At 56.2% G+C, this 1,429-nt stretch carries 1 protein-coding gene; it reads right to left on the bottom strand.

Annotation, left to right across the window (positions count from 1 at the left end):
• Positions 1–310: 310 nt before the first annotated feature.
• Positions 311–1,339, bottom strand: a complete 1,029-nt coding sequence (locus GWQ22_RS21345; RefSeq protein WP_275931609.1) for an IS110 family transposase — start codon at positions 1,337–1,339, stop codon at positions 311–313.
• Positions 1,340–1,429 lie beyond the last annotated feature (90 nt).

Genomic DNA, 1,429 nt, shown 5'->3' on the forward strand with positions numbered 1-1,429 from the left:
CCCTGTTAACATAGATGGTCGCCCCGGTTTGCCAAGCCCTCAATCCATGAAAGTGAGTCAGGTGGAGATTGCAGCCATAGATCCGGATTTCGATCGAGGCTACTGCCTCTATCCCTGATGGAATTCGCTGACTGGCTCCTCTATCACTTACAACGCACTTAACGACGTGCTGTGTTAACACCGGGTTTTGCCAGCCACGGTCTGACCTGTCTCGCCATCACTTCATGATTGCCTGCGCAATCTGTGCTTCATTATCATTGCCAACCGTCTTGTTGCAGGGCTGTCAGCCCGCCCTTACTAAACCTGTTTTTCATGCGCCCATTCCAAAGTGGGCATCATATTTTCTGTCGTACGCCAGCAAGGCCCAGACGATGCGAGCCGTCTTGTTGGCCTGCGCTACTGCCGCCACATTATGATTGCGCCTTGCCATTACCCCGGCCAGCCAGCTTCCTGCAAACGACTCCTTGCGCTCAGCTACGCGCAATACGGCCCGAGCGCCATGAATTAACAGTGTGCGCAAGTAGCTGTCGCCGCGCTTGCTGATCCCCAGCAGGGTCTGCTTGCCACCGCTGGAGTGTTGCCGTGGCACCAACCCCAGCCACGCGGCCAACTGCCTGCCATTCTGGAAATTTCTCGCATTGCCAATGGAGGCCACCAGGGCGCTGGCGGTGATAGGACCTATACCGGGTAGCTGTGCCAATGTTTGGCTGGCGACACTGTCTCGATGCCAGCGTACGATCGCTTCCTCCAGCTCGTTGACCTGCTTATTGAGTTCCTTGAGGTGCTCGTGGAGTTGCATCAGCAACTGGCGAAACGTCCCTGGCAAGCCGTTTTCACTGTCCTCCAGGAATTCGGGAACACGCTGGCCGATGTGGGTGATGCCCTGGGGGATGATGAGCCCATATTCCGCCAACAGTCCTCGGATCTGGTTGGCCTGGGCGGTCCTGGCCTTGACGAACCCCTGCCTAGCGCGATGCAGGGCTAGGACGGCTAACTGTTCGCTGCTCTTTATCGGCACGAAGCGCATGGTTGGCCGGGTTACCGCTTCGCAAATGGCCTCGGCATCGGCGGCATCGTTCTTGTTGGTCTTCACATAGGGCTTCACGAACTGCGGCGCCATCAGTTTGACGGTATGCCCCATTCCTTGCAGTTTATTGGCCCAGTAATGGGCACTGCCGCATGCCTCCATGCCGATCAGGCTAGGAGGAAGATTGCTAAAGAATGAGAGCATCTGATCCCGCTTCAACTGTCGCTTGAGGACCGTCTTGCCATGTTGATCAACGCCATGTAATTGGAAGAGATGTTTTGCCAGATCGATGCCGATAGCCGTAGCCTTCATGGTGGTCGCCTCTCTCATCAGTGGGAACTTACATTCGCCACTTTGGCACTCAGATGCCGTTTTGGGGAGGGGCGACCATCCCATTACTTC

Origin of the sequence: Aeromonas sp. 1HA1 (assembly GCF_029237385.1) — a bacterium.
GTDB lineage: Bacteria > Pseudomonadota > Gammaproteobacteria > Enterobacterales > Aeromonadaceae > Aeromonas > Aeromonas popoffii.

Coding starts and splice junctions, on each gene's coding strand:
- GWQ22_RS21345 (WP_275931609.1), bottom strand. CDS start 1,339: ATGAAGGCTACGGCTATCGGCATCGATCTGGCAAAACATCTCTTCCAA.